The following is a 22,215-nucleotide window of genomic DNA, read 5'->3' on the forward strand; positions in this document are numbered from 1 at the left end:
AGGGTTGGATTCTCCTTCCTGATACTGGTTTACCGTATTATAGCATGTGAAGTCCAAAGCCACTATTCCGTGCGACGGTTTGACACGTTGGGTTTCTTTAAAGACACCCTGTTGCGATGGTGCTACATTTTTTTATTTCCGCTGTAACCTTTAACGCCCATGTAACATCTAATTCCTGTAACCTGCTACACAATAGATTGTACAAAATCAAATACAGGTACAAGTACAATGATTATAGCTAGTAGTATAGACGGGAAAGGAGTACCATCCTTTGAATCTCGAAACAATTTTACATCAAGCAAGGAATGGGGACCGCAAGGCGTTCGTCGCCTTGATGAAACATATGGAATCCGATATGTATGGCATGGCGCGTTCCATTCTTCGCAGCAATGAGGATTGCGCAGACGCAATGCAAGAAGCGATGCTCAAAGCATACAAGTCTCTGGGTGAGCTACGTGAACCTCGCTATTTTAAAACATGGCTGCTTCGTATTCTCATTAATGAATGCCATCTCATTATCCGCAAGCAAAAACGGGTTGTACCCGTCGCGGAATTTATAAAGGAACCGTCCACCTCGGGCGGATACGAAAAAATCGAACTGCGCGAGGCCATCGACCATTTGGAGGAATCCATGCGAACCGTGATTTCCCTGCACTATTTGCGCGATATGCCGATCAGGGAAATATCAGAGTTACTGGATCTATCAGAGGGTGCCGTCAAAACACGATTGCACCGTGCTCGCAGAACATTAATGGACCTGCTACAAAATCGCGGAGAAAGGAAGGTGACCTTTCAATGAATCCTTCAGGGTTTGAAAACCAGGATCAAGAGCTGGATGAGAAATTACAATCGGAAAAGGAAAACTTGGAAGCAGAAATGGTAGTAATCCCTGATTTGGTAAGGCAACGCCTAGATGCATTTTATGCACAAATGGAATCGGATCCGGAACTGCTACCCGACCGCCCATCCTCCCATCTATCCGTTAAAAGGTTTTTTCGGGGAACTGCAATTACCGCTGCTTCTGCAGCGCTTATTGGCGTTATGATCATTGGCAGCGCCTTTGTTTCGCCTACAATGGCGGAGTCATTGAAACAGGTCCCCCTTGTTGATAGTGTGTTCAAGCTAGCTGGGGATCTTGGGCTGCAAACCGCTGATCGGAAAGGATTGGCAACCTCCACAAATCTCAGCGTCACCCATGACGGCATTACGTTGAAAGTATCCCAAATTATTTTTGACGGCACCCGGCTGGTCTTAGCACTTGAAAAACAGGATGGTGGACAAAAAGTGCTGCCCTTGTTTACGAGAATAACTCCCGACGGAAATATACCCGAAGACAGTATCGAAAAATTCGACTTATTTATTAACGGAAAATCCGCGCTTAATCAAAATGGTGCATTTAGCTTATTGGATGGCGGTCCGGGCAAAGACAGCAACTCTATGATCATTTCCTATATGCGCGACCCTGCTGGTGGGCTGCCTGACTTACCAGAGCAATTTGATCTGAAAGTATATGCCAAGCTGAAGGGAGTGACAAAACCGTTCACACTGCAAACGACCGTTTACAAAACGAAGCTGGGGCGCAAGGTGTTGCAGCCACAGATCAGCAAGACGAATCAATATCTTAAATATACTGTAAATCGGGTAGAAATGACGCCGGTTACGACCAGAATCCTCACCACCTTCACCATGCTTGTGGACCTTAAGGATATGCCCGACGACTATGCAGTAGAACGTAAGTACATTTCCACAGAGGGACCGCACAAAAACTACACCAAAAAAGAAGTCAAACCTCTTAATTATGCGGTAATTGACGATAAGGGACGTGAACTGGAAATACTCGGCGGCTCGGGCCAGTCTATTTCCAAAAATCAGCCAGGGCAAATGGTCATGTTGTTTACTCCTTTTGTTGACCCGCCCAAAAAGATTACCTTTAAACCATATATTCTTCTTATGACTCCAGATGGAAGAGCTATTCTGGACGCTAAAGGCCAATGGGTCCGCCAATACCTTTCTGAATTTGAGATTACGATCGATGTGCCGCAAAATACAAACCACCCATAAAACACGAATAACGCCGCTGCTACCCGAGTCATTGGGCAACAGCGGCGTTATTGTCATTTTCTAATCCTAAGCATGGTTTTATACATTGTCATCAGGAATAGTTCCTGTACCAGGTTCCTTATCATCGGAGGTTAGTTCCGCACCGATGACCCGAATGATGTCGTTCGGGTAAATATGTACGCCGCTCGCCTGCGCGAGAGCAATTCGGACCATAGCTCGTGCGATGAACGAAGCGGGGATAGCGCGGTAGGAAGCGAGCCTGCCTGTCATCAGGCCGTCTAGCGCCTTCATGACAACCGTGGCGGCGGCTTCACCAAAACGCCGTTCAGGCCTCGCTCCCAAAATGAGCGATGGACGGAACAAATGCAGTGCAGGCAGCCCGATCGCGGCAAGCGCCTCTTCAGCTTCACCCTTGGTGCGGTTATAAAACACACGTGAATCCGGATTAGCGCCCATCGCAGAGATCGCAAGCATTTGTACCGCTCCAGCTTCTTTGCCCAACTGGGCTGTCAGAACGGGATAGTCCAGATCCACCTGTCGAAATCGCTCCTTGGAGCCTGCCTTTTTCATCGTTGTCCCAAGGCAGCAAAACACATCATCCACCCCTTCGAGGGCGAAGGTCGACTTCTGTGGTTTTTCCCAGTCGATTAACGCCTGCTCCAGCTTAGGATGCTTGATATCCAGTGGGCGCCTGCCCATAACCATGACGCGGGTGTATTCTTTTTGCACCAGCAGCTCACGTACAACATAACCCCCGACAAGCCCTGTGCCACCCACAACGACCGCTTTACGTTCCATATATACCTCCTAACGCTCCTTGTTCCCATGATTGCGATCAGGTTAATTTAAACGGCTGTTCGTCCGCCTCCTTGCTGTCGGACGGACACATAGGCAGGTACAGGGAAAAAGTACTTCCCTTGCCCTCTTCACTCTCCAGACGGATAAACCCGCCTAACAAGCGGGAAAAATCACGGCTGATGGACAACCCCAGCCCGGTTCCACCATATTTACGATTAATCGAACCGTTCGCCTGCTGGAATGCCTCAAAAATAACATGTTGCTGAAGCTTGGATATACCGATGCCTGTATCTTTTACAGCAAATACAACCCAATCTCCCTCCTGGCCTTTTCGTTCCAAATGCTGTGTGCTAATTTCCAGCAATACACGTCCTTTATGAGTAAACTTAAAGGCATTGGACAATAGATTGCGTAAAATTTGCTGTACTCGTTTGGAATCGGATCGGATTTCATCCGGTATATGTTCATGCACTTTCAAGTTGAATTCCAGGTTTTTATCCTTCGCTGTGACTTCAAAATGCATCATCATCCCCTGCGCAATCTCACGCACACTGACTGGCTCACTTACGATTTCCATGTGCCCAGCCTCGACCTTGGATAAGTCCAGAATGTCATTGATCAGTTGGAGCAAATCATGCCCCGAGGCATAGATTAGATCACTGTACTGGTATAGCTCGTCCTCATCCAGCTCTTTTCCCTGCTCGTTGATAATCTGTGCCAGGTTAATAATACTATTAAGTGGTGTACGTAACTCATGCGACATCGTTGCCATAAAATCCGATTTATACTGGGAAGCCATCATGAGCTGCTTGGCGCGTTCCTCTAAAATAACCTTTGCCTTCTGCAACTTATCACGCTGCTCTGACAATAACTCATTCGCCTGCTGAATCTGATAGTTTCGCTGCTGCTCCATCTGAAAATCACGTAATATCAGTGCAAATAAAAAGCTGAGGATCACGCCGATAGGCAGTGTAAGAGGAACAACCTCTGCTACATAATAGCGCCAGGGAATAACGCCCAGGAAGGCAATATTTAACGTATTTACAATATTAACCGCTAAAATGGTTACGGATGCCTTAATAATCAAGCGCCAGGTGGAGCGGCGCATCCAGTAGTTCAATCCGGCGCACAATACGCCCAAAATGCTCATATTCAGAAAGCCGACCCATGCCGCCATATTCAGACCGAAGGTAAATCTTGTAAGACCGATCGCTACCCCAATAATAATCAGCGTATAGGAACGGGGATACACCAACGCTGCGATAATTAGCGGAACAAAACGCAGATCAAAAATAACGGTTTCATTGAAGTTAAAACCAAAGCAAGAGCTGACCCATCCGCCAAATACCACCAGCAGCACCGAGCTGACATATTTGAACCGCGTAGACGTACGACTCAAACCATATTTATAAATCACGTTCGCCACATAGGCAACAGCAATCAGCATCCCCAAATTCATTAGAAACATCATTGAAAATTGCATGGATTCACACTCCCATTGCGCGAGAAATTGGATGCCAGGCCTATGCTAGCCGATTTTGCCTTACTCGTACATCATAACATGAAGCCCCATCTTTCGACATATCCAAAGAGGCTTGCGTGTATGTATAAAAAAAGCGAACCGCAACGGCTCGCTCTAGTGGGAGTATCTATAGTGTCAGCTTAGAATGCCTTTGTTCCGGCGCCACTCCTTGACAAATAATTCGGCAAAGTAAGGGTCCCACTGGGTTCCTTTACCCTCTTCCAATATCATAACCGCCTTCTCTTCCTTCATCCCTTTCCGATAGGGGCGATCCGACGTCATCGCATCATAGGCATCTGCTACGGCTATGATTCGCCCAAATAGGGGAATATCTTCTCCGGAGAGCTGATCAGGGTATCCCTTGCCATCGTAACGCTCATGATGCGAGCGCACCCCAGGCAGATAAGGGGCCATAGCATAAGCAGGCTCCACTTGCCGAAGAATACTCTCCCCCATAACCGGATGCATTTTAATCTGGTCAAACTCCTCGTCCGTCAGCTTGCCATCCTTAAACAGCACAGCGTCAGCCACACCGATTTTACCGATATCATGCAGCAAGGCTGTTTTACGCAGCAAGTCAAGGTCCGTCTCGCTCAAACCGCCCTTTCGCCCAATGAGTACAGAGTATTCAGCCACGCGCAACGAATGTCCTGCGGTATAGGCATCCCGCGCATCCAGCGCTGCAGCCAAAGTGGCAAAATAACTGTCTAATAGCTGACCGTTCTTTTCCTCTCGTTCCTTCAGGCCCTCGATCATCATGTTAAATCCTTCGACAAGCTCCGCAAATTCGTCCGAATACAAGTCACTGGCGTTACTATTCAGGCGGCCTTCCTTCACTTCATTCATTTTTTCCAACAAGTGATGGATGGGCTGTTCAATTTCACGGGTCAGCAATCTGCCCCCCAGATAAGCAAAAGCTACACCAAATATTAAAATCATACCCGCCCATGCCCAATAGGAGCCGGAATCCGTCGCTTCCAAACGTTCCAGCCGAATCTGTGTAGCCAAACAAAACAGAAACAGAGGAAAAGCACCAATTAACGTTGCACTTAACTGAAATTTATGCCGCAGTGATAGCAGAACTCGACCTCGCAGGGACAAGCTCAATCCATATTGCTGGTAGGTCCGATTCCGAATTTCCTCAAGTAGCGGTTTGATTGCTCTCATGGTCAGAAAAAATTCAACCAGTGCATGCATGGAAGCAACCAGACAAGCTCCTATACAGGCGATTCCTACATAATAAAAGGGAAAGGTAAGTTGTCCAGTATGTATCATCCATAATGCAATAACGGTTGCCGGGATAGAGAAGCCTAACAAATGCGGCCCAACAATACGCAAAACTGACAAATTAGGCAGATGGTGAACCCGAATGTACACCGCTTCTACATCCTTGAGCGTCTCCTGGTTTCCTTGAAAAAAACGATGAACAGGTCTTAAATGCATTCGAAACACTATGGTTTCACAAACAATCATAATGACGCTGGAAAATGCAACAATTTTGACAAGACCCAGAAGCTCATAGTGGGCTACATTTAACGTGGAAAATACAAAAATCATACATACCAGTAGTACAGCAATAAATGAACCTATAATATAGTTCAGGATAACATGCTGAATAAAGCGCTTATAGATCGGCAAAATGCTACCCCTCTTTTCATCCGTACGCTCATAAGATATCTTTGTATTCAATATCGGAGTCCAGCCGTCAAAAGTTAACCTTCTTGCTTGAGCAATTTGCATAGATCTTAGGAAAATAACACTAGCGAGCGGTCCGCATCGGATTGCGGCTTTCGCAGGGCACCTTGGTCTGGCAAAGTCCGCAGCCGGCACCCGATTCAGCCTCACCGCCGTTTAACACGGCCCACTTTCGGGATTCCTCACCATACACAAATTTCATGCAGGCGATTTTGTCATGACCACCTTCCTTGCTGATAGCCTGCACAGGGCAGCGAGTAATGCACACACCGCAAATGCCTTTGCTGCACAGCAGGCAGTTTCCGGTATGGCTCAGGTTCGAGGACACTCTGACATCAGGCGGCACCTGCAGATCCGTTACTACAGACAGCAGACGGATGGCAATTCCTTTCTCGGTGATAAAGCCATCGTTGATACTGAAGGTGCCAAGACCGGCTGCATACGCGATATGCCGTTCCGACCAGTTAGAGACCGGACCACCTGCGGCACCGTGGATGCTGTACCAATCCGTATCCAGCGGCGCCACAGCTCGGTAACCAAGCCCGATCAGATATCCCGCCAAATGCTGCCTTGCCGAACGCACAAAATATTCATCGCCAAAGGTCCGTAGCAGCGCCCACTCTCTGGAGGCTCTTGCTTTTTGCGCACGATTGGCCTTGCGGATCGTCTCACTGATCGGCAGCACAACACTGACAACGGTGCCTCCACCAAAACTTCCTGTGCCGAAGGTCCGTTCGAAGGCTTCCTGCGGCGTAGCATGGTCGGAGCCCACCACTGTTTTATACTGCTCAAACAAAGGATCATTGGCCTCTGCAAATTGAATAATCGGTTCCTCGTAGTACGGGCTCTGTAATTCTTCGCAGAAATTGCCCTTGTCTTCACTCACATAGGCTTTCATCTCGGCTGCGATAAGTTCTTTCATGTCCGGTACGGGCGTTACCATCCTGTCCACATCCCTCTTCTTAAGTTATTGTGAATTCTCTCGACTTCCTGGCGGATACCTGTTGACCGATGAATGGCTGCGTTACACATCCGAACCCTTTTCGTGTATATACACGAATGAGTCGGCATACCTCCCTTATTAGGCAAAAGCTAATCACAGTCGCAATTTTTCAATTTTAGATAACAGTGTGGTCAATATCTGCAAATCGGCACTTCCCAGTGACTCCTGTAAAAATAACTGCGCCTCCTCCCAGAGCTCTGCTGCATCGTTATATAGTGCTTTTCCACTCTCCGTCAGGGTAAGGCAGCGGTTCCGGCTTCCCTCGGCGGATGTATCCTCCACATACCCGCTTTGTTCCAGTGCCTTCAAATTGCGCACAAGCGTGGTTCGGTCGAGTCGCATCTCCAATGCTAATTCGCTTACACTTACCGGTCCCAGTACCGTTAAATGCTTGAGCAGCGAAAACTGGCTGATATTGAGTCCACTTGGAGCCAGATACTGGTCATACAGCCCTGTTACAGCCATCGAGGCACGACGCAGATTAATGCATGTGCAGACTGAGGGCGAGTTATTCTGTGATGTTTTTTTGTCTTTCCTTGAGGCAGTCATAGTTCTTAATTTCCTTCCATCTTTTCGTGTAACTACACTATTTCAAAATTCGGGTGCTTTGTCAGAGCAATTTATCACAGTCTCCATTCTCTGCAAATGCAAATGAGTCTAATTCATTGCAAAAAGTGCATTATTTCCAGTCTACAATCAAAAAAAACCATAAATACCTTGCGTTTTAGAATTAAGCTTGTTATACTAATAAAGTATGTATTAACCCCATAGGATTCCACGCAAGAAGCTATACTCCTAATACCGCATGGAGCTTCTCCAAATTTTATGTATAACCCTAATGTAGAATTTTGAGCTTTTGCCGAAGATTTTCACATTCACACTGGCGCGGTCATCGGAGCCGCAAGGACGAAAGAGAGGTAGGGCTTTTGTCGTTTGGAAAATGAACAGAGGAATCAGACTGCCCCTTATGAACATGCTGACCATATAATGCAAGGTAGCAGGGGTTAAATATATATTATGCCGTCAAACGATGAAGTTTGAGCAGGCCGTGCAGTATACGCAAGCTGCACACATCCTCCGGATGATCCCCGGGGGATTTTTTATATACGGAAAACGTATCTATGAACAAAAAAGTGACCCTGCCGATACATCGACAGGGCCTATAGCTTGATCAAAAAGGGGTTAATAGGGTCATTATAGTCTTGCTTTCTTAAAACTAAATGATATGCACCTTAAAAACTCATTAATTTTCCAGCTATATATCGCTGCTAATAATTCGTCCAATATTCCGTACTACCAGACTGTATCGTTTGGGTAGAAGGGCGTCCAGCTTCCACTTGGGCAGGCTTGTTACTGGAAGGACGCTCCCATCCTTCCAGTAACACAATATGCTGGGTACCTGTGTTATTTTCCCATGTGATATAGCGCTCTTGTTCCATATGCCGCAATGCGGCTGTAATTTCAGAATCTCGCCTACCCGTTTTTGCTGACAATTCAGCCATTGTAGGCATGTGGCGATGCTGGGCAAAATAATTATACAAAATACGCAGTAGCTTCCGTTCCAAATCCGGCAACATCATTACCCCTCCTGTAAAGAACATATGTTCCCATTATAACATATAAAAATGCACCCTCCTACTGGAAGATGCATACGGGCTTGTATGCCCATGCTGAATTTAGTTTTTTTCCTTCTCCTGACGACCGATAGAGCGCAACCACCAAGAGATTCCTCCAACACTTCCAAGTGCCAGAACCGTCAAGAAAATAATATAAAACAAATGAAATGCACGATCACTCATGGCAATCGCCTCCTCACTTTATGTATACACTTTCCAGCTAAGCCTGTAAACCTCTTTTTGATCCCACAATCACATTTTCGCCAAACATTTGACAATACATACTTGCTTGGGATGCATCGGTGCACACTTATTAAAAATGGTTAATATCAAATAGGAGACAGATCAAGGAGGTTATCGAATATGAAGTTTCTATTGATCGTGATCATCATTGTGCTGATCGTTGTTTTGCTCATGAGAAGACGTAGATGAACGAAAACATCCTGTATCGTTAACTAAGAATACAAAAAGGGCTTTCGGTACATCACCGAAAGCCTTTGTTCATCTGAGGTTAAGGCTGAACTACGCCTTGTTCCTTTTGCTATATTTAATAAAAGCAATCACAAGCGCTACAGCAAACAATATTCCGCTGACTACCCATGTGGTCAGAAACGCCATACCCAGACCAACATTAGCCCCCATGGTCGGGTGCTTCATAGCAGTAAACACCGAGCCCTGCATCATAAATATGGTACAGAACAAAACAATGGGTGCCAAAATAATCGTGCTTGCGGTCTTCCGACTACCAGATACTGCAATCACACACAGAGCAGAAATCACCAAGATCACCCAATAGATAACTGCTTCCCAAATCGCTGAAGTGCCCACCTGTTCGACCTCTTTTCTATCCATCATATATGCCTCTTCTATTGTAACAGACGTCACACAGTGAACCAAGCCATAAATTTAATCAGAAAAGGGGTAAACCCTGCCGACAATGTAAATAATGTATGTTAGCAGACAGCCCTACATAGAAGAAATGAGAGGATTGGATCCCATGAGAAGTGCAAGTCCTTTTGTCATTGTAAACGATGTGCAGCAATCGATTGACTACTACCAATCTGTTCTAGGCGGGAAAATCAAAGTACTGAACAAGCAAGAAGGCAAGCTCTTACATGCCGAACTGCACCTGGGTAGCAGTCATATCCATTTTTCCGATTCCTACGGTAAACCACTGAAAGCACAGCATGTCCAAATCATTCTCGACTGTGAGAGTGAGGATGAGCTTAAACAGGCTTACTACTCACTATCAGAAAAAGGTACCATCACTGTAGAGCTACAAGATACCTTCTTTGGTGCGTTGCACGGCGAAGTAACGGATCATCTTAATCAGATTGGATGGGTAATGAACTATTTTAAAAGATGACCACGTTTAGCCATAACCGAATATGTTTTGTAGCCACCATCAACGTTCCTTACCCGATAGCCCGATTGGGTCAGAATTCTGGCCGCTAGATAGCCACGCAGCCCGACTTGGCAGGATACCGCGATCTCCAGATCACGAGGAATTTCCGACATCCGCTCTCTGATCTCGGCCAGAGGAATATGCATGGAACCTGGAATGGTTCCTCCCTGTAGCTCCACCGCATCCCGGACATCAATTACAAGACCATCATTGCGGTGGAAATCGTCAACTTCATGCCATTGTATCGTCTGGACCAGTCCATCCATGATATTCGAAGCCACGTAACCCGCCATATTCACAGGATCTTTAGCTGAAGAATAAGGAGGTGCATAAGCAAGTTCGATATCTGCCAATTCACGGACATTCAAATGACCGCGAATCGCCGTGGCAATAACATCAATCCTTTTGTCCGCGCCATCAGCCCCAACAGCCTGCGCCCCGTAGATCATCCCAGTCTCCGGATGAAAGAGCAGCTTCATCGAAATGGGTGACGCGCCAGGATAATAACCGGCATGTGAACCGGGATGAATATGAATAGCCTGATAAGGAACAGCCAGTCGCTGCAATGTTTTTTCATTGTTGCCTGTAGAAGCTGCGGTCAATGCAAAGGTCTTAATTACGGATGTTCCGAGCGCACCATCATAGGAAATCGCCTGACCATTAATATGATCTGCGGCCAAACGCCCCTGCCGATTGGCTCCCCAGGCCAGCGATACCATCGTTGCAAACCCATGATTGCGGTCTTTGACCTGGATGGCATCCCCTACCGCATAAATGGACGGATCACTGGTTTGCAGCTGAGCATTCACCTGAATGGCACCGCGAAAACCTAGTTCCAATCCGCATTGCTTGGCCAGCTCATTTTCAGGCACAACACCAATCGCCAGAATAACCAGGTCCGTCTGAAGCATCTCCCCGGAAGTCAAACGGAGCTGTGTACCCTGTTCTTCAAGAGCTGCGACTCCTTCCTCTAAACGCACCTCCACCCCGTTCAGCTTTACATGCTGTTCCACCAGTTTAGCCATTTCGGGGTCAAGCGGATTCAACAATTGTTGTCCCTTATCCATGATGGTTACTGCAAGTCCACGCTCCCGCAAATTTTCAGCCATCTCCAGCCCAACAAATCCGGCCCCGATTACCGTGGCATGCTTGGGATGCCTTTCATCTACATATGCCTTAATAAGGTCGGTGTCATGAATGTTTCTTAACGTAAATACATTTGTAGCTTCATATAATCCGGGAATATCCGCTATCATCGGTTTGGCTCCCGGCGATAATACCACAATATCGTATGGCTGCTCATCCGTCTCTCCTGTGATCATATCGCGGTAATGGACAAGCTTATGCTCGCGGTCTATTTGTATTACCTCTTTTTGCACCCGTACATCTATATTAAAACGGTCTCTAATGCCTTGAGGCGTCTGGAGAAACAGCTTCTCCCGCGCCTGGATTGTCCCCCCAATATAGTAGGGAAGGCCACAGTTTGCAAAAGAAACATGCTCACCGCGTTCAAATAGAATAATCTCGTCTTCCTCACTCCATCTACGCAATCTTGCCGCAGCAGAAGCTCCACCTGCTACCCCGCCAATAATAATTATTGTCCTACCCAATTTCTTCCCCTCCTTATATACCCTATGGGGTATAATATATACCTATGGGGGTATGTTGTCAACATACAAAAAAGGCGAAGGTTGCCCCCCGCCTGATCAAACTCTGAATGAAAACCGATTGGAATCAAAAATCACTTGCGAATGCTACAAAACTTCCCTATCTCACTGGGCCTAACAAGACGCCAACTACTGTTTGTTATTGTTGACTGGCCGCGATTGCCTGCTCCAGATCATACAAAATATCGTCTATCGCTTCGGTCCCAACAGATAAACGTAACAGCTCCGGTTTGACTCCGGCAGCCACCTGTTCCTCTGCATCCAGTTGCTGGTGAGTCGTGCTTGCCGGATGAATAATCAAAGACTTGGAATCGCCCACATTCGCCAGATGAGAAAACAGCTTTACATTCGCAATCAGCTTGCTTCCCGCCTGGCTCCCGCCTTTGATACCAAAGGTCAGAATTGCCCCTTGTCCTTTTGGCAAATATTTTTGGGCTAACTCATAGGATGGATGGCTCGGCAATCCGGCATAGCTGACCCACTCCACATCCTTGTGACTTTCGAGATATTGCGCTACCTTCAGGGCATTATGACTATGTCTTTCCAGCCGCAGATGCAATGTTTCCAAGCCTTGAAGCAGCAGCCATGAATTGAACGGAGAAATGGCCGCTCCCAAGTCACGCAGCAATTGCACCCGTGCCTTGATAATGTACGCGATAGGCCCCACCGCCTCGGTGTATACAACCCCATGATAGCTCGGGTCCGGCTCAGTCAGTCCTGGGAAACGACCACTCGCTTTCCAGTCAAACTTGCCGCTGTCAACAATCACTCCGCCAATAGACGTACCGTGTCCGCCAATGAACTTCGTTGCCGAATGCACAACAATGTCCGCTCCATATTCGATAGGACGCAATAAATAAGGGCTCGGGAACGTGTTATCCACAATCAGCGGAATACCATATTCGTGCGCAATCGCAGATACTGCTTCCACATCCAGCACATTGCCCTGTGGATTGCCAATCGTTTCGGCAAATATGGCCTTCGTTTTATCCGTAATGGCATGACGGAAATTCTCTGGATCATCCGAATCGACAAAATGCACCTTAATACCCAATTTGGGCAGTGTGGTAGAAAACAGATTATATGTACCGCCATACAGGCTGGAGGCCGATACAATTTCATCTCCAGCTCCCGCAATGTTCAGAATGGAGAAGGAAATCGCCGCCATTCCCGAAGCTGTGGCCAACGCACCAGCCCCGCCTTCCAGTGCGGCGATCCGTTGTTCGAACACATCCGTAGTTGGATTCATCAGACGCGTATAAATGTTGCCGAATTCTTTCAGCGAGAACAAATCAGCCGCATGCTCGGCATCCCGAAATCCATATGAAGTGGTTTGGTACAACGGAACGGCGCGGGAAAAGGTAGTAGGATCAATCTCTTGTCCGGCATGGACAGCGAGGGTTTCGAATGACAGCTTGCGTTCTTCTGACATGATTATTTCCTCCCTTGTTATACGTGCTGTATGAATCGTCTCTTCCTGTATGCGTAGTCATGGATGATTTTTCAATTATTCTCGCACAAAAAGGACGATTTGGGAAGATAATTCTCATTATTCAGGTAGGATAATATTATTTTATTTGAAGTATCAGGTTTCGGATCGGAAAGTTTTGCCCAAATGCTCACCCAAACCAAAATAATGGCGAAAATTATAGATGAGTGGGCTCCACTTTGCCGGATCAATATGATTCTCACCGAAGATGATATCCTGATGAACATGCACCTGAATGGCTTGAGCTTCGACGATCGCAAAATAAGGAGAATGGTCAGGAATCCGGACTTCCTTCACCTTGGCTTCAATTTGAATAGGGCACTCCCTGATTCGTGCGGGCTTGACCCTATTCGAGTCAATCGCAGTCAGTCCGCTGATCTCATACTTATCTTTTTGATATGTAAATCCATGTTTCTCTTTTTCCACTGGAACGGGATTCTTACCTGTAAAAGGAGCCAAACGCTCTACATTTTCCCACATGGAAGGCCCAGGAACATTGATTACACATTCGGAATGCCGCTCCATATTTTCTAATGCTTTGCCACCTGTTCCAATGCCTAGTACCACACAATCTCCTAATGCCCACGAGGAGGAAATAGGGCTAATATTGGTCGTTCCATCCTCATTCAGCGTGTTGAGTAAAATCACAGGGGTTCCGTAATATAAAATGCTAGGGGTTATCGTTTTTATACTTGGGCTGTAGTTCATCTGATTTATTTGATTCATTGGGTCCATTTTCTCTTCTCCTTCTGTTCAGATCTGCCTCCTTATTGTAAAATGTAAACATTTCAACCTTCATCGAAGTATGGATTACAAAGGGGGATAACCGTGCCATGAGCACCAAATCAAATGTAGCCATGATTGCTTCTCTCGTCAGTGAGCCTTCCCGTGCAGCCATTCTCACCGCTCTATTAGACGGCAGATTTCACACGGCAAGTGAATTAGCCCATATGGCAGGTATCAAACCGCAAACCGCCAGCTTCCATCTGGCTAAAATGACCGAGGCACAAGTCGTTACCGTAGAAAAACAAGGTCGGCACCGTTACTATGGCATTCAAGACCCCGAGGTTGCCCAGGTGATGGAGTCACTTTTATCCATAGCTCCACCTGTTCCAATCAAGTCATTCAAACAAGCCTCCGAAAACGAGGCCATACGGTTGGCAAGAACTTGCTACGATCATGTTGCGGGTTATTTAGGCGTACAAATCATGAGTTTTTTCATTCAAAAGGGGATTCTTTCCGAGGATCAGGACGGACTTCATATTACCCAACAAGGAGAGATTTTCTTCGCTGACTTTCAGATAGACCTCAAGAACACAAGACAAAAGCGTCGCTCCTTCTCACATAAATGCCTGGATTGGAGTGAACGACGCCATCACCTTGCCGGTGCTTTAGGAAGTGCTCTTCTGGACAGATTATTCGAATTACATTGGGTCGAGCATCTGCCCACAACCCGAGCGATACGCATTACAGCCGAGGGTAAAAGAGGTTTTAAAGAGGTGTTTTCGATAGAGATCGGCTAGATAACCATAGTCTAATGCTTTTCTTGTTCTGTATTGGATGTTATGACCGGAGACAAGGACCTTTGTTTTCTGGTCAATGGCCGGACATAGGCATAATTGTTTTTTGGAGCCTTTCCTTTTGCCACACCTGCTTTATATCCTCCAGCAGCAGCTGGAATGGCAACCAAAGTCCCATAGGTTCTCATCGCCCGTTCAATTGGGAAAGATACAGAACGCGTTCCATCGGTAGATCCGGCAAAATGAACCGCGGCTGCATAATTGTTCAACCGATCGTTACTGTCATTCAGCCATACGGAACCCGAATCTCCAGGTCCAGTTCGCCCCTGGGTAAAACGAATGACGGTTTGATCACGGAAAATCTTGATTCCCGAATCGCCCCTCACTCTTTGCTCCACGCCAATCGCCTCCACAACTCCTCTGGCGAAGCCGTTTGTTTTAGCCATTCTTTTAAACGTCATCCCCAGACGATAGCTCAATAAGTGCCCAGGTACGGTAATGAGACCACCACTTTGGTTAATCAGATACCTCGGATTAAGCAGACTATTTGAATTGGCAATAGCTATGGCAGAGTCCTGAAAGTTAACACCTGTCGTAGTAAGCGGGACAAATTGAAAAGCTCTCCCGATCTGATCCGCCGTTCTACCCCCATCTGCCGGAGAAGGCTGAATGGTATTGTGAAATTGGCTTGTATTCGTCGGGACTAGAACATGGGCATTACTCAAAATAAACAAAGTATTATTCTTAATAACAATGAGTCCTCCGGTCCCTCCTGCAGTGGTGGGAACCGTTGTTCCTACACTGACTGCACCGGGCACGGGGCGCCATCTTTGGCGAGGGTTCGTTTGGGTAGGCGTCGCCGCTTCGCTTTTGAAGGAACCCACACCTAAAATTCGGATAGGTATCGCAGAAGCCCGACTTATATTTTGGGTTACTGCCTGCAATTTGGTTTGCGACACAGCCGAAAGATTTCTCAAGGTGTATAACACAATCGCCGCACCCTTTGCCGGTCTATTGGGATCAGCATAACCTACTCCAATCCCTGTTACTCCGTTTCGATTTAGCATCGTTCGCCAAATCCGACTCTTCAACTTGAAAGCTTGATAAAAGGTAGCCACAGCCACATGCATCTCCTTTTCATAGTCAATGATGTATATACCTATGACTAATCGGCACATCATGACTGTGCGTTTCCCCAGAACAGTGAAAAAGGTGTGGGCTAGAAGCAAACGACTGCTTTTATTGATCAACCTTCCTGAAGAACTCTACCATTTCGTTAAATGATTGCTGCGCTGAGTGTACGTGATATCGGGTAGAGTAGGGGTCACTGAATCCGTGCTGTCCGTTGAATTTATGTACCCGGATATTATAGTTGTCTAAAGTTGAAATGAGCTCATCCACATTAAATGATTTTTCTTCCTGTGGGAAAAAAAGCAGTGTTGGACAATGTGGAGTTATTTCCAAATAATTTCGAATACGAGAGCCATAGTATCCTACGATTCCATCAGCATATTTTTCTTTGCTACACAACCAGGCAATCGTTGCCCCGATGCTAAATCCGACGATAAATATCTTTTTATAGCGAGCTCGAATACTTAATAATACACTTTCGATATGATAGGAAGCGCGTTCAAATCCTACACTCCCCATAAAATGGGCATAGGCCGCCTCCTCTTGCGAATAGTCAAAAGGCGTTTCTTTGCCAATTAAATTTGGACAAATGACGTCATAACCCTGACCCGATAATAAACTACAAAAATTTTGTATATGCTGGTTAATCCCATAAATCTCATGCAGCACAACAATTAGGGTGTCCGATTTTTTATCTATGCTTATCATGTTGCTCCCCCAACCAGGTTTGAATATGGTAAAACAAATCCTCCGGATACATATATTTATACTTAGCCGCCACTTCTAAGGATAACCGGTTGAACAGTTCAATGGATACAACCAGTGCTGCTCAAATATACGCTCCTCGAGCACTTGGTAAGCATTATTCATACTTTCCAGCCTCCCTTTTTTAGAAAATACTATATCCAATATGATCATTTCGCTATATATTTTTGGTTAAAATTCAGAGAAATGCTTCTCATATACATACTCATCAAGTCAGTTTCTGCATCCTCATCCTATGATATAATTCCTTCAATATCATCGTATGGAAGGATGGTGCAGATGTCGGAACAGCAAGTATACGTCCGATTCCCAGAAGAGGTGGACGTCACAGAATTGACAGCGATGTACAGACGCAATCGCGAGTTCTTTGATAAGTTTTCGCCAAACCACCAAGAAGAGCACTATACGGAGGAGCACCAGCTCCAAACGATTATTAAGAGTAAGGCTGACATGGTGGAGGATCGGAAATATTCCTTCGTGGTATGCCACAAGGAGGACGACCGGATTATAGGTAGCATAGGTCTATCGTTTGTGGTGAGGGGACCCCTTCAGAGCTGTATGATCGGATACAGCCTAGACCAAGCATATAACGGCAAAGGTTATATGACGGAGGCGGTGAAGCAGGTGGTTCGCTACGCTTTCGATGAACTAAAGTTTCATCGGATCGTCGGAGAAGCCTCCCCTCGAAATCCAGGATCCATCCGTGTGCTTGAGAAGGCTGGCTTTCACAAAGAAGGTATTTCTCGAAGCAACGTAAAAATTAATGGAAAGTGGGAGGACCATCAGGTTCTGGCGATTATAAATCCATCAGAGGATATCTAAGTTTAGTCAACGCTAGTAGAGCCGAGAGGTGTAGTAAATACCGGAGGATCGGAGTCAGAATTAACAGCAGCCAATGATATTGGACAACCTAACAGAATACGTTAGTTGAATAACAACAGCGGCAGTCTAAGACTTTATTTTTAAGTCTTGGTCCGCCGCTGTTTGATTTTTTTGCTCAATCTAAAACTTTATTTCCAATGCACATTTTACAGAAACTGTATTCGTTTTGTAGGGGGATCTCAGTGCATAATTTCATTCTTATTCACCTTGACACCGGATAAGGACTGATCAAACATATCGAGAATAAAAAGGAAACGCTCAGCCTCACGAAATACATGATCAGCTAATAAAGGATGGATAATGCTTTTTATTCGACACTCGTCGATCAAATCACGCGCTGTTTTCTTAAAATCTCGCAAGGACTTCACAGAGATACGGTTTTCATCCACAAATTGACTCAGAAGTGGAACCGTCTGCGACTGTGGGCGCATATAACTTAAATCAATCGCTTGAAACATCAGTGTATCAAAATCATTACTAAACTCCCTAGCTTGTTCAACCAGTTTACGTTCGGAGGGATCCAGCAGATGGCCTATGAATTTTGCGTGATCGGCCATAATCTTTAAGAAAAATACATTTTCGTCAATAATAGCATCAGGTAAGGGTTCAAGCGTTCCTGAATTGAGTTCCCCTAAACGATTTCTGAAGTAATTTGCTTCCCGGCTTACGTGATCTACCAGTAAGGGAAAATTGGTTTGCCCAGGAAGTTTGCATTGTAATATAAGGCCCAATACCATTCTCTTAAATGCCCAAATATTCGTCGCCGCATTCTGGACTTCCGTATTAAACTCTCTAATTGTATAAGGATCTGTGTCAGTCTTAAATTCATACGATCTTTTCTCAATATCCTCGAAAATGGCGTAAAACCGATTGGCTTCTGTTTTAAGCTGAGTATCTTCTGCTCTAAAACCTAACCCCAGAAAAAAGGAATGCTCCTTCATGATCCTCGACCAAAACCGTATTTCATCTAATGAACGCGCCACGAATGCATCCAATCATATCCCTCCTCTATGTGAGCCAAAAAGCACCTACTTAGTCATATGGGATATGCCAGGTTATTATGAATATCAAAGTTCCACGTCTCATACGAATCTAATTCCGAAAATTGAGCCGGAGTTATTAGATCATTCAGGGTTTTCTCCTGCTACCAGGTTTACGCGAAACTCAAGCTGGTTTCTCATAAAAATTTTACCTGCTATCTTGAACGATTCTGGCTTAATCCTCTACTATTCCCCCATAGTCCTCAAATGTCACGCGTAATTCCTCATTAACGGACACCACATATACATGCGCCTGGACCAAAGCAGCTCCAAACAACTCCATGTCTGTCTTCAATATTTTATATGTACATTTCACAACGATCACCTCAACTATTTTCATTCAGTAAATTATAAATAGCTTCCTTCTGCAACAAATATTTCTGCGTATGTTACTTATGTTCCTCCGAAACAAATTTATTTCCATAATTATACTCATATTTGAATATATATCATTTAATGTTTGGACAATTATCCCAATCCAGTTCTATAATTCACTTGTTATTACATAATTTTAGGAGGAAGTCATGAAAAATATTTATAAAAAACTAGGAACAATAGCGTTAGCCTTTCTTATTGGGATTTCGGTGTTCTCATTGTTCCCCACCGTTACAAAAGCGGAGACTACAAATGTGACTTGGACGAATGGATCTTTAGTAGCTTCTCTTGATGGGTCAGGAACAAGAGACAGAGCGAACGTGGGGAAAACAAACGGGAAATGGTATTGGGAAGTAAAAGTAAACAATGTTGCCTCATTCGTAGGAATAACAGGTGAATCAGATCAAGAGACTCAAACTATTTATGGAAATAATGGATCGATTTACAATAGTATCAAATCACCTGTAATTATAGGTTACAGTTCTGGCTTTGGGACTGGTGACATTATCGGCATCGCATTGGATTTGGACAACGATAAAATTGTTTGGTATAAGAATGGGGCTTCCCTCGGAGCTAATTCCATTAAACCATCTGAACTAGAGGGGACGCGGGTTTTCCCTGTGATTGCAAGTGGAACTGGTACGAAAATAAATTTTGAAGCTAATTTTGGAGTAAGTGATTTTAAATATCCAGTTCCTGAAGGGTTTTTGCCTTACCAAGAATCCGGTACATCTACAACACCTGATCCATCAACAAAACCCGACCCATCTACAAATCCCGATTCGTCTACAACACCTGATCCGTCGGATACAGATGGTTCCTCACCAACTGGTGACCGCGCCATTCTGACTGTAACGATGGACAATGGATTTGATAAAGAATTCGATCTGAGTAAGAAAGAATTGAATGCCTTCATCGCTTGGTACGACGCTAAAGATGCCGGCAGAGGTCCTTCATTTTTTGCCATTGATAAGCACAATAACAACAAAGGTCCATTCAGTAACCGTAAAGACTACGTTATCTTCAACAAAATTCTCACATTTGAAGTAAGTGAGTATTCAACCAGATAAACATAAGGTTTGCAACACGCTCATTTAAATAAAAAAGCGCAGCTTCCAAAAAGCATGGAGGCTGCGCTTATGTTTTATAAACTGCTCTTGAATGAATGTCAATAACCAAACTACACTTGGCTTCCAACTTGGTTTGGATTAAGATCCATATTTTTAGTGTGCACCTTGTTATTAATGAGACTGATGATGCTGTTAACAATAATTGAAGTAAGTACCGTTAACAAGGTTAACCACAACAAGATCAAGATAGATACCTTGGGGAAGAAAACAATACTCTGAAAATAATAATAACAAAAAAAGGTATGGGTTAACCAAATATTCATTGAATTTTTGCCTAGGTAAGCGAAAGGTCTGGTTAGTTTTAATTTATTCATTAAATGAATACTAACGAGGATAACTACAGGGGCTATGATCATATCAATCGTTGTCTTCTCAAACCATTGACTCGTAGTACGAAAACGGAATAACAGCACAAGAACAACAATATCAAATAGTATATTATTGAAAATAATAGAATTATAAATCTTATTCATCCATGAGTACAATTTATATTTCGCAAAGAACAGCCCTATCATAAACGGCAACTGCCAATACATAATGCTGTAATAGTTTCCTTGTGAATATGAATTATAAAAAACTAGGCCAGCAATTAGAAGGGTTACCCATGTGTTACGTTGGAAGGCTTGGAAGGTGACCGGAAAAATCAATAGCAGCAGAATATAATCATATAAAAACCACCACTCACCATTATATGAACTGGATAGCGCTATAAAATTTCGCAAAAAGTCCATTATTGAATTATGTTGAAATCTATCGGAAGTTCCAAAGAAGTACAAACCCACCGGAATAAAAAGTAAAAAAACAACCCAGTAGTTTATCATAATTTTGCTTAATCTTGTAAAGCTTTTCTGCATTAAATGCTGTGGATTTTGAACATTGCTCTTATATAAACCATAACCACTTAAAAATAAAAAAATAGAAATAGCGATCTGGCCAAAATGCCCTAAATAGAACTCTCCTCTTTCATGAAATAAACTAAATAATGAAACATAGTCGTACTTTAATCTGTCAGGAAAAGCAAAAAGATGATGAATCAAAAGTAGTATTACAGCAATCCCTTTCGCAATATTTGTTTCTACAAGCTTTAATTCCTTGTCATGGTGCACAGAATATCCTCATTTCTAGTTGTATTGGAATAGAGATATATTAGCACAAACAAATAATATAAAATATTTATTTTTTTGAGCACCATATCACATCCCATTATTATACAAAAAAGGGGGAGTATAAAAAAAGCTTTCCATAGCCACCCTTGGGGTGATTATAAAAAGCTATCTGCTTTGCAGCGTCTAATGCGCTCACTAAAATTTTCCAGGAAACTGTTTGACAATACCTTCTGTCAGGATGTCCGCTAAGTGAATCATATGGATCTCATTTTTATCGGTTGCTGCAATATCTGCTTTCCAATCTCCTTTGAGACAGTTAAGGACTATTTCCGTAATCAACTGAAGGTGCGTATACAGCATATCTTGTAGTGTTTTGAACTGCCAGTTCGGATTCGCTTCACTTAAAAATTTGGCAATATCGTCGGCGTTTGTATGCCAATCCGCATCTAGCTTTTTCATATCCGCCTGATTGCCCGCTTTGGCAGCGGCTACAATTTTTCCTGCGATCAGAATATGCTCTCTCAGAAGGTCAGCCAGCTTATTACCGGCAGCATCCCCATAATAAGGCTTGATCACATTGCCTATATCCTGCTGGTTCCGTAAAAGCCGGTCCAATACGTCCTTCTGGTCTAGGCGATTAGATATGGCGCTGACAATATAGCTTCTCGTCCATATCGTATGGTCGATCCATACCTTCTGCATATCTCCTTTCAGTTGCACCATTTTGGGACTTAGGCAAGTGGAACCCTTTTCCTCACCCGCCTTCGCTTGCGCGACTACTACCGGAGTCATGCTAAAAACGAGCGCCAAGGTTAACGACAATGCCAGTAACCATTTATTTTTCATATTCATCTGCTCCTCTTACGTTTGGAATAAACAGGCTGTCTTATTATGGTTGAAGTATACGATTCTATGCGCAGGAATATTTATAGCTTTCAGCCGTTTCCATCTAACATACTTATTACACTTGTAAATATCTCACAAAAACATGATCTCGTATTTCAAAACAC

At 44.5% G+C, this 22,215-nt stretch carries 23 protein-coding genes; 6 read left to right on the top strand and 17 right to left on the bottom strand.

The annotated features are described in order from the left end of the window. Positions 1 to 271 precede the first annotated feature (271 nt). A complete protein-coding gene (locus C0638_RS05020) occupies positions 272 to 799 on the top strand; it encodes an RNA polymerase sigma factor (protein WP_014599431.1) in 528 nt (175 codons plus the stop codon). Next, positions 796 to 2,061, top strand: a complete 1,266-nt coding sequence (locus C0638_RS05025) for a DUF4179 domain-containing protein (protein WP_058710980.1) — start codon at positions 796 to 798, stop codon at positions 2,059 to 2,061. Before C0638_RS05020 ends, C0638_RS05025 begins: the two co-directional genes overlap by 4 nt. Positions 2,062 to 2,139: 78 nt before the next feature. On the opposite strand, the gene C0638_RS05030 is transcribed toward C0638_RS05025, so the two are convergent. From C0638_RS05030 to C0638_RS05060, 8 genes are all read right to left on the bottom strand, one after another. Next, positions 2,140 to 2,859, bottom strand: a complete 720-nt coding sequence (locus tag C0638_RS05030; protein WP_058710981.1) for an NAD(P)H-binding protein — start codon at positions 2,857 to 2,859, stop codon at positions 2,140 to 2,142. A gap of 37 nt (positions 2,860 to 2,896) precedes the next feature. Then, positions 2,897 to 4,342: an ATP-binding protein gene (locus tag C0638_RS05035; RefSeq protein WP_025676219.1), complete on the bottom strand. Its 1,446-nt coding sequence runs from the start codon at positions 4,340 to 4,342 to the stop codon at positions 2,897 to 2,899. Between the two features lie 174 nt (positions 4,343 to 4,516). Further along, on the bottom strand, positions 4,517 to 6,019 hold the full coding sequence (locus C0638_RS05040; protein WP_058710982.1) for an HD-GYP domain-containing protein: 1,503 nt from the start codon (positions 6,017 to 6,019) through the stop codon (positions 4,517 to 4,519). A 121-nt stretch (positions 6,020 to 6,140) separates the two neighbouring features. Then, entirely contained in the window at positions 6,141 to 7,019 is an 879-nt protein-coding gene (locus C0638_RS05045) for a hypothetical protein (protein ID WP_058710983.1), read from the bottom strand. A 153-nt stretch (positions 7,020 to 7,172) separates the two neighbouring features. Then, entirely contained in the window at positions 7,173 to 7,628 is a 456-nt protein-coding gene (locus tag C0638_RS05050) for a MarR family winged helix-turn-helix transcriptional regulator (RefSeq protein ID WP_014599429.1), read from the bottom strand. Positions 7,629 to 8,347: 719 nt separating this feature from the next. After that, entirely contained in the window at positions 8,348 to 8,656 is a 309-nt protein-coding gene (locus tag C0638_RS05055; protein WP_040102254.1) for a LexA family transcriptional regulator, read from the bottom strand. 99 nt (positions 8,657 to 8,755) lie between these two features. Continuing rightward, entirely contained in the window at positions 8,756 to 8,878 is a 123-nt protein-coding gene (locus tag C0638_RS25970) for a hypothetical protein (RefSeq protein WP_255305280.1), read from the bottom strand. Between the two features lie 339 nt (positions 8,879 to 9,217). After that, positions 9,218 to 9,550 carry a hypothetical protein gene (locus tag C0638_RS05060; protein ID WP_013369166.1) on the bottom strand — a complete coding sequence of 111 codons (333 nt, stop codon included), beginning with the start codon at positions 9,548 to 9,550 and terminating at the stop codon, positions 9,218 to 9,220. A 142-nt stretch (positions 9,551 to 9,692) separates the two neighbouring features. On the opposite strand from C0638_RS05060, the gene C0638_RS05065 reads away from it, so the two are divergent. Continuing rightward, positions 9,693 to 10,061 carry a VOC family protein gene (locus C0638_RS05065; protein ID WP_013369165.1) on the top strand — a complete coding sequence of 123 codons (369 nt, stop codon included), beginning with the start codon at positions 9,693 to 9,695 and terminating at the stop codon, positions 10,059 to 10,061. Here C0638_RS05065 and C0638_RS05070 read toward each other — a convergent pair. The 3 genes from C0638_RS05070 to C0638_RS05080 form a co-directional block, all read right to left on the bottom strand. Next, on the bottom strand, positions 10,046 to 11,710 hold the full coding sequence (locus tag C0638_RS05070; protein WP_058710984.1) for a CoA-disulfide reductase: 1,665 nt from the start codon (positions 11,708 to 11,710) through the stop codon (positions 10,046 to 10,048). The genes C0638_RS05065 and C0638_RS05070 overlap by 16 nt on opposite strands. A 196-nt stretch (positions 11,711 to 11,906) precedes the next feature. Further along, on the bottom strand, positions 11,907 to 13,199 hold the full coding sequence (locus C0638_RS05075) for a homocysteine synthase (protein WP_058710985.1): 1,293 nt from the start codon (positions 13,197 to 13,199) through the stop codon (positions 11,907 to 11,909). Positions 13,200 to 13,352: 153 nt separating this feature from the next. Continuing rightward, a complete protein-coding gene (locus C0638_RS05080) occupies positions 13,353 to 13,991 on the bottom strand; it encodes a flavin reductase family protein (protein WP_058710986.1) in 639 nt (212 codons plus the stop codon). A 98-nt stretch (positions 13,992 to 14,089) separates the two neighbouring features. Between C0638_RS05080 and C0638_RS05085 the strand changes: the two genes are divergently transcribed. Next, positions 14,090 to 14,779 carry an ArsR/SmtB family transcription factor gene (locus C0638_RS05085; protein WP_058710987.1) on the top strand — a complete coding sequence of 230 codons (690 nt, stop codon included), beginning with the start codon at positions 14,090 to 14,092 and terminating at the stop codon, positions 14,777 to 14,779. An 11-nt stretch (positions 14,780 to 14,790) separates the two neighbouring features. Here the strand turns inward: C0638_RS05085 and C0638_RS05090 are convergent, their stop codons facing one another. Continuing rightward, the gene (locus tag C0638_RS05090) at positions 14,791 to 15,957 is read right to left on the bottom strand and encodes a hypothetical protein (RefSeq protein ID WP_058710988.1); all 1,167 of its coding nucleotides are present in this window, start codon (positions 15,955 to 15,957) and stop codon (positions 14,791 to 14,793) included. A 58-nt stretch (positions 15,958 to 16,015) separates the two neighbouring features. Next, complete coding sequence (locus tag C0638_RS05095; RefSeq protein WP_040102258.1) at positions 16,016 to 16,615, bottom strand: dienelactone hydrolase family protein; 600 nt, start codon at positions 16,613 to 16,615, stop codon at positions 16,016 to 16,018. A 336-nt stretch (positions 16,616 to 16,951) separates the two neighbouring features. On the opposite strand from C0638_RS05095, the gene C0638_RS05100 reads away from it, so the two are divergent. Next, positions 16,952 to 17,494, top strand: a complete 543-nt coding sequence (locus C0638_RS05100; protein ID WP_025676229.1) for a GNAT family N-acetyltransferase — start codon at positions 16,952 to 16,954, stop codon at positions 17,492 to 17,494. Positions 17,495 to 17,733: 239 nt separating this feature from the next. Here the strand turns inward: C0638_RS05100 and C0638_RS05105 are convergent, their stop codons facing one another. Both C0638_RS05105 and C0638_RS26130 read right to left on the bottom strand, forming a co-directional pair. Further along, the gene (locus C0638_RS05105) at positions 17,734 to 18,549 is read right to left on the bottom strand and encodes a DUF2935 domain-containing protein (protein WP_025676230.1); all 816 of its coding nucleotides are present in this window, start codon (positions 18,547 to 18,549) and stop codon (positions 17,734 to 17,736) included. 220 nt (positions 18,550 to 18,769) lie between these two features. Next, on the bottom strand, positions 18,770 to 18,910 hold the full coding sequence (locus tag C0638_RS26130; RefSeq protein ID WP_442792755.1) for a hypothetical protein: 141 nt from the start codon (positions 18,908 to 18,910) through the stop codon (positions 18,770 to 18,772). A 208-nt stretch (positions 18,911 to 19,118) separates the two neighbouring features. Here C0638_RS26130 and C0638_RS05115 point away from each other — a divergent pair, with 208 nt between their 5' ends. After that, a complete protein-coding gene (locus C0638_RS05115; RefSeq protein WP_058710989.1) occupies positions 19,119 to 20,039 on the top strand; it encodes an SPRY domain-containing protein in 921 nt (306 codons plus the stop codon). A gap of 110 nt (positions 20,040 to 20,149) precedes the next feature. Here C0638_RS05115 and C0638_RS05120 read toward each other — a convergent pair whose 3' ends face one another. Both C0638_RS05120 and C0638_RS05125 read right to left on the bottom strand, forming a co-directional pair. Then, the gene (locus C0638_RS05120) at positions 20,150 to 21,205 is read right to left on the bottom strand and encodes an acyltransferase family protein (protein WP_058710990.1); all 1,056 of its coding nucleotides are present in this window, start codon (positions 21,203 to 21,205) and stop codon (positions 20,150 to 20,152) included. Positions 21,206 to 21,400: 195 nt separating this feature from the next. Next, on the bottom strand, positions 21,401 to 22,051 hold the full coding sequence (locus C0638_RS05125; protein WP_199771167.1) for a glycosyltransferase: 651 nt from the start codon (positions 22,049 to 22,051) through the stop codon (positions 21,401 to 21,403). Between the last annotated feature and the right edge of the window lie 164 nt (positions 22,052 to 22,215).

This window comes from Paenibacillus sp. lzh-N1 (assembly GCF_002872435.1).
GTDB lineage: Bacteria > Bacillota > Bacilli > Paenibacillales > Paenibacillaceae > Paenibacillus > Paenibacillus polymyxa_C.

Bases quoted from the DNA above. Each gene is read 5' to 3' on its own strand.
- C0638_RS05030 (WP_058710981.1), bottom strand. From the start codon at position 2,859: ATGGAACGTAAAGCGGTCGTTGTGGGTGGCACAGGGCTTGTCGGGGGT.
- C0638_RS05090 (WP_058710988.1), bottom strand. From the start codon at position 15,957: ATGATGTGCCGATTAGTCATAGGTATATACATCATTGACTATGAAAAG.
- C0638_RS05050 (WP_014599429.1), bottom strand. From the start codon at position 7,628: ATGACTGCCTCAAGGAAAGACAAAAAAACATCACAGAATAACTCGCCC.
- C0638_RS05035 (WP_025676219.1), bottom strand. From the start codon at position 4,342: ATGCAATTTTCAATGATGTTTCTAATGAATTTGGGGATGCTGATTGCT.
- C0638_RS05060 (WP_013369166.1), bottom strand. From the start codon at position 9,550: ATGATGGATAGAAAAGAGGTCGAACAGGTGGGCACTTCAGCGATTTGG.
- C0638_RS05055 (WP_040102254.1), bottom strand. From the start codon at position 8,656: ATGTTGCCGGATTTGGAACGGAAGCTACTGCGTATTTTGTATAATTAT.
- C0638_RS25970 (WP_255305280.1), bottom strand. From the start codon at position 8,878: ATGAGTGATCGTGCATTTCATTTGTTTTATATTATTTTCTTGACGGTT.
- C0638_RS05080 (WP_058710986.1), bottom strand. From the start codon at position 13,991: ATGGACCCAATGAATCAAATAAATCAGATGAACTACAGCCCAAGTATA.
- C0638_RS05125 (WP_199771167.1), bottom strand. From the start codon at position 22,051: ATGAAAAATAAATGGTTACTGGCATTGTCGTTAACCTTGGCGCTCGTT.
- C0638_RS05100 (WP_025676229.1), top strand. From the start codon at position 16,952: ATGTCGGAACAGCAAGTATACGTCCGATTCCCAGAAGAGGTGGACGTC.
- C0638_RS05095 (WP_040102258.1), bottom strand. From the start codon at position 16,615: ATGATAAGCATAGATAAAAAATCGGACACCCTAATTGTTGTGCTGCAT.
- C0638_RS05045 (WP_058710983.1), bottom strand. From the start codon at position 7,019: ATGGTAACGCCCGTACCGGACATGAAAGAACTTATCGCAGCCGAGATG.
- C0638_RS05075 (WP_058710985.1), bottom strand. From the start codon at position 13,199: ATGTCAGAAGAACGCAAGCTGTCATTCGAAACCCTCGCTGTCCATGCC.
- C0638_RS05115 (WP_058710989.1), top strand. From the start codon at position 19,119: ATGAAAAATATTTATAAAAAACTAGGAACAATAGCGTTAGCCTTTCTT.
- C0638_RS05025 (WP_058710980.1), top strand. From the start codon at position 796: ATGAATCCTTCAGGGTTTGAAAACCAGGATCAAGAGCTGGATGAGAAA.
- C0638_RS05065 (WP_013369165.1), top strand. From the start codon at position 9,693: ATGAGAAGTGCAAGTCCTTTTGTCATTGTAAACGATGTGCAGCAATCG.
- C0638_RS05085 (WP_058710987.1), top strand. From the start codon at position 14,090: ATGAGCACCAAATCAAATGTAGCCATGATTGCTTCTCTCGTCAGTGAG.